7 protein-coding genes are annotated in these 4,628 nt (G+C 46.2%); 2 read left to right on the forward strand and 5 right to left on the reverse strand.

The window, feature by feature from the left end; all coding sequences use genetic code 11:
• Positions 1–68: 68 nt before the first annotated feature.
• Positions 69–443, reverse strand: a complete 375-nt coding sequence (locus V7D78_RS16020; RefSeq protein WP_333609460.1) for an endonuclease domain-containing protein — start codon at positions 441–443, stop codon at positions 69–71.
• Between the two features lie 162 nt (positions 444–605).
• Here V7D78_RS16020 and V7D78_RS16025 point away from each other — a divergent pair, with 162 nt between their 5' ends.
• Together V7D78_RS16025 and V7D78_RS16030 are read left to right on the forward strand one after the other, a co-directional pair.
• Entirely contained in the window at positions 606–881 is a 276-nt protein-coding gene (locus V7D78_RS16025) for a BrnT family toxin (RefSeq protein WP_333609461.1), read from the forward strand.
• The gene (locus V7D78_RS16030; RefSeq protein WP_333609462.1) at positions 859–1,140 is read left to right on the forward strand and encodes a BrnA antitoxin family protein; all 282 of its coding nucleotides are present in this window, start codon (positions 859–861) and stop codon (positions 1,138–1,140) included. The genes V7D78_RS16025 and V7D78_RS16030 overlap by 23 nt, the downstream gene beginning before the upstream one ends.
• Before the next feature lie 78 nt (positions 1,141–1,218).
• Here the strand turns inward: V7D78_RS16030 and V7D78_RS16035 are convergent, their stop codons facing one another.
• The 4 genes from V7D78_RS16035 to V7D78_RS16050 all read right to left on the reverse strand — a co-directional run bounded on the left by V7D78_RS16035 (position 1,219) and on the right by V7D78_RS16050 (position 4,553).
• Positions 1,219–2,292, reverse strand: a complete 1,074-nt coding sequence (locus tag V7D78_RS16035; protein ID WP_333609463.1) for a nucleotidyltransferase family protein — start codon at positions 2,290–2,292, stop codon at positions 1,219–1,221.
• 22 nt (positions 2,293–2,314) lie between these two features.
• Positions 2,315–3,601 (reverse strand): hypothetical protein, encoded by a 1,287-nt coding sequence (locus V7D78_RS16040; protein WP_333609464.1) that lies wholly within the window; start codon positions 3,599–3,601, stop codon positions 2,315–2,317.
• Between the two features lie 18 nt (positions 3,602–3,619).
• Entirely contained in the window at positions 3,620–3,802 is a 183-nt protein-coding gene (locus V7D78_RS16045) for a hypothetical protein (RefSeq protein ID WP_333609465.1), read from the reverse strand.
• 151 nt (positions 3,803–3,953) lie between these two features.
• On the reverse strand, positions 3,954–4,553 hold the full coding sequence (locus V7D78_RS16050) for a PglD-related sugar-binding protein (protein ID WP_333609466.1): 600 nt from the start codon (positions 4,551–4,553) through the stop codon (positions 3,954–3,956).
• Between the last annotated feature and the right edge of the window lie 75 nt (positions 4,554–4,628).

Genomic DNA, 4,628 nt, shown 5'->3' on the forward strand with positions numbered 1-4,628 from the left:
ACCGCATTGAGTTCCTTCGTTTTGGTGATCTACTGTTTGGAACAGTTATTTAGCTAGCTCCCCCTCTTTCATGAAGAGGGGGCCGGGGGGAGATTTGTGAGATGCACATTTATCTCTGCCAACACACCAGCCAGGTCATGTTCAATTTGTTGATTTGAAAAACGTAACACCGTAAGGCCTAATGATGCCATTACGTTATCGCGAATAACATCATATTCTTCTGCATCATGGCCCTGATGCACCGCACCATCCAGTTCAATTACCAGCTTAGCTTTGGCGCAGTAAAAATCGGCAATATAACCTTCAATCGGCTTTTGGCGGTTAAACAGCATAGCTGCCAGCTGTTTTTTACGTATCGCCTGCCATAGCATCTCCTCTGCTGCAGTCTGGTTTTTGCGCAGTTCTCTGGAAAAGGTTTTTAAGGCTTTGTTATATGGCAACATAATATGCCTCCAAACTTAAAATCCCCCTAAATCCCCCTTTATTAAAGTGGGACTTAACAACTAACTAGCTCCCCCTCTTTCATAAAGAGGGGGCCGGGGGGAGATTTGTGAGATTTAATCCCCCACCTTGCACAACCCTCAAGCTGTAGCTACAATAAAGCAATGAAGATAGAGTATGACACAAACAAAAATACCAAAAACATACTTGAGAGGGAATTATCTTTTGATCGTGCCCAAGATTTTCATTTTGAAACTGCCAAATACCTTATTGATAACAGACAGAATTATGGCGAGATCAGGATCCGCGCATTAGATCATCTTGATGGCCACCTTCATGCTCTGGTTTTTGTTGAGATTGAAGATGGCATTCGGGTAATCAGTTTTCGCAAAGCAAATAAACGAGAAGTACTAGATTATGAAAAAGCACACAGAAACTAAAACGGACCTCGACAATCCGGAATGGACAACTGCTGATATCGAAAACTCATTATCTATTGAGCATTTACCTTCATCATTAAAAACCATCCTACGGGGCCGCGGCCCGCAAAAGGAACCAGTAAAGCAGCTGGTATCAGTACGTTACAGTCCGCAGGTGGTTAGCAGTTTTAAATCAACCGGTAAAGGCTGGCAAACACGCATGGATAAAGCATTGCAAGACTGGCTAAAAGAGCATGATCCAAGTTCTATAGAGGTGTGACTTAACAACTCGCTAGCTCCCCCTCTTTTGTAAAGAGGGGGCCGGGGGGAGATTTAATCCCCAAAACCGCTCGCAACACTAAAACTTACCCTTTATCAACAACCTAAGCCTTGCTTTAATGCCGTGCCAAATATGACGAGGCGAGGTTAATATATATCTTAAAGGTGTCGCTGGCTTTTTAAACAGCGCTATTTTTCTCACTACTGTTTTGCCGCTTTGCTCACCACTGAGTAATGCATAGAGTTTAAGTTGATAGCTGTCGCTGGGTGGTAAAGGGTTAGCAATAGCAAAATGCTGTGCTAACACATGGGTAAAATGCGCGGCACAATTTTGCCACTCAGGGTGTTTTGCCAGCGTCTGTAACAGATCAAGGGGTAACGCTACCGTCCCCGCAGTATGCATCAGCCGCAGTAAATCCACTACTTTCATTAGCCGGATAAAACCAGTATCGAGCGCAGGCGACGCCATAAGTGAACATTGAATAAAGCTTTGCGTTATACGGTGCGGCAAACTGAGCACACCAAAATGAAGATTTTGCAGTTGTTGATATTCAATTGCAGCTGCGCAAATCTGATTGGGCAAAAGCGGACTCAGTGCAGGGCGAATAACATGTTTATGTAACTCTACAGTAGACACTTTTTTTGGATGAAAGAACGGCGAAAAATGGTGCGACTCTTCCCACAATTCATGCTGTTGTTTATTGATATAACCTAACTTATTTAGTATAGAAATCGCCAGTGTGTGTTGCGCCGGATCCGGTACCCAGAGATCAATATCGTTCATCACTCTGGCACAACTATGCCAATCACTTTGTTGTAGTAAAGCCGCCCCTTTTAACCAAACGGGTATTATGCCCGTTGCATTAAACGCCGAGGTAATGTCATCACACTGCGCTTTAACCAGCTTGCTGCGTAGTAGCAAAAATGCGTATAACTCCGTTAGCGTGTTGGCAATCTCTGAGGGGGCCGAGGCAAATAGCTGATGTCGTAACAAACCTTGATATAATTCGGGCAGCACATGGGTGAGATCCGCCATTTTTAGTAAACTTCGCCAGTCAACGGTTTGTAATACAAGTTGCCCCGAGGGTATGTAAGGGTTTACCAACTGGCAAAGCAAAGAAAAACTGGCTGGCGGCGCGCTGCTGTGCTTCATAACAGAGAGTCTGGGTTGTAGCTCATATAAGGGGTTCCAGCATTCGCCGGGCACTGTCGCTATCGTTATATAGCATTTCGTAACACGGCATTTGTTGCAGCCAGGCCAGCCACAGCGTTAAGTTCGCTGTTTTATCAGTGCTATGCTGCATAAAGGAAACGCCCGACACTAAAAACATGGCAATAGTTTCACACAGGTTTAAAGGTCGCAAACAAGGCACTGACACAGACGAAAAACGAGGAAATACCACCGCATAAATGCGACCCGATTGCCAGGGACTGCTTGCTGTTTGACTAAGCGGCAAAAATTTCGCCTGTTTACCAGCATATTCTGTTACCCCTAAGCTGGGCAATATCGGATAAAGTGCAGTCAACAATGGCCAGGCGCCCGGTTTTAAACCAACGGCCGTTCTAAATGGCAAGGTTTGCATGGCATTATCACTCAGGGGCGCTAACGCCACTACATCATCACCATAATACTCCCAGTCCTGGACAAGCAAAGTGGCCGTTAAGGTGCTTTTGCCACTACCCGAATTGGCCGGCAGCAGTATTTGTTTGCCTGCTTTGCCAATCGCAGCAGCATGTGCCGATAACATCATTCCTGCTTCAGCGTAACTTAAACGTAACAATAAGGTAGCCAGCATCGACAAGGCATAGCTTTCATCGGTAATCTGGTAGCTAATATCCTGTGTATAAATAGTCACTTGTGCTTCGCTAACCACAAAAGATAACGTAAACTTCTCTTTTACAGGCACAGCAGGCGCCGCAACCGTCACACCCTGTAATACGGCTAATAACCGGGGAATGGCTTCAGGGCAAAACGCTTGCTGGAACGGTTGATCATGTTGCAACGCTTGATAAAAAGAAACGGCAATAACATCCTGACCATTTAAATTAACCCAAATGCGCTGAACCAACTTATCAGAAGCTGCAAGCGTTTCAGCGGTTGGCAACTGCACCATAACGCCGCGCGGCAGCGAGTGTGCCCCTGTCATGTCCTGGCTGAGCATAAAGCTGCCGTCAGCGGCAAGTTGCAGCCAGCCCCGCTGCTGCCACTGTGCCAGGCAAAGCGCTAAATGAGCATTATCCTTTGGTAAATGCGGCGCTAGCTGATAAATATCGTCAACTAGGCGGGCATGACTACTGGGTTTGGCCGCCAGCAGCAAAAATAGCATGCTGCCAAGCGCATTAACCCATTCACACTTATTGTCTGCCTTATCATAAATCAGTAAATGATCATCTACCAACCAAGCGACAAAACGTTCAGAAGAGCATACCTGCAATATTGTTGAGTGCTGATCAGCCTGCATAATGTTAGGCTGGTTCACTTAACAAGAAAAGCTGCACGCTTTTGCTTCCATAGACACTAAAGCTATACTCACCGGTGCCAGAGCTGCCGCTTTACCCAATTTTTTAAGTAACTCACGCCGCCCTTGGTCCAACTGGGCTAAGGCATCACCGGTTTCTTCTGATGTGTTGATGTCCTGAACATCAGGGTTATTATTTTGCATAGCAAACCTCTCTCAACTGAATATGTAAGCATAGCTAAAGATTAAGCATCAATCTTAGATTTAAATCCCTCCAACCTCCCTTTACTGAAGTGGGACTTAATCACTAGCTAGCTCCCCCTCTTTCGTAAAGAGGGGGCCGGGGGGAGATTATCTAGCTAGTTGCCCTATTCAATACAGAAGGCAGTAAATGCCCTCGCTCAACAATCAACCACGCTGGCACCACATCACCATAGGTCAGTGCAACACCGGCTCTAAGCCAGGCGCCCTGCTTAAGCACAGAGGTACCGGCCATAACAGCGCCGACACCTAAATGGCTGTAATCTTCCATAATGCTATCATGGTCTGCCACGGCATTCGGGTTAAGAATACAGCCGCGGCCAACCTTAGCATGAGCACCGATAATGGCACCTGCCATTACTAAGGTGCCAGCAGCTACCAGCGCCCGTGCACTGACAAAAGATCTAGGATGATAAACATTAACAATGTTTGCCCCTAGGCTGGCTAAATAGGCCAGTTTCTCACTGCGCACCTTATTATTGCCAATGGCTACCACAACTCCTGTATAGGCGGGCAGTAAGTCTGGTAAGTTATTACTATGGCCAACTACATTATACCCGTCTGGCAGGCTGTGCTCAGGGTAACTATCGTCAACAAAATCTGCGCTACCCCATTCACCAGATAAGATGGCAGCCTCTGCGACAGTGCGACCAAAACCGCCTGCGCCAATAATGAGCAAAGCAGGTTTAGTCATTACTTTTTAACTCTGTCACCGCGACCTTTGCCGGTAACCGTCATTAAAATATATTTGAAATAGTCAGCAATGGTC

Source organism: Arsukibacterium sp. (assembly GCF_036735525.1).
Classification (GTDB): domain Bacteria; phylum Pseudomonadota; class Gammaproteobacteria; order Enterobacterales; family Alteromonadaceae; genus Alishewanella.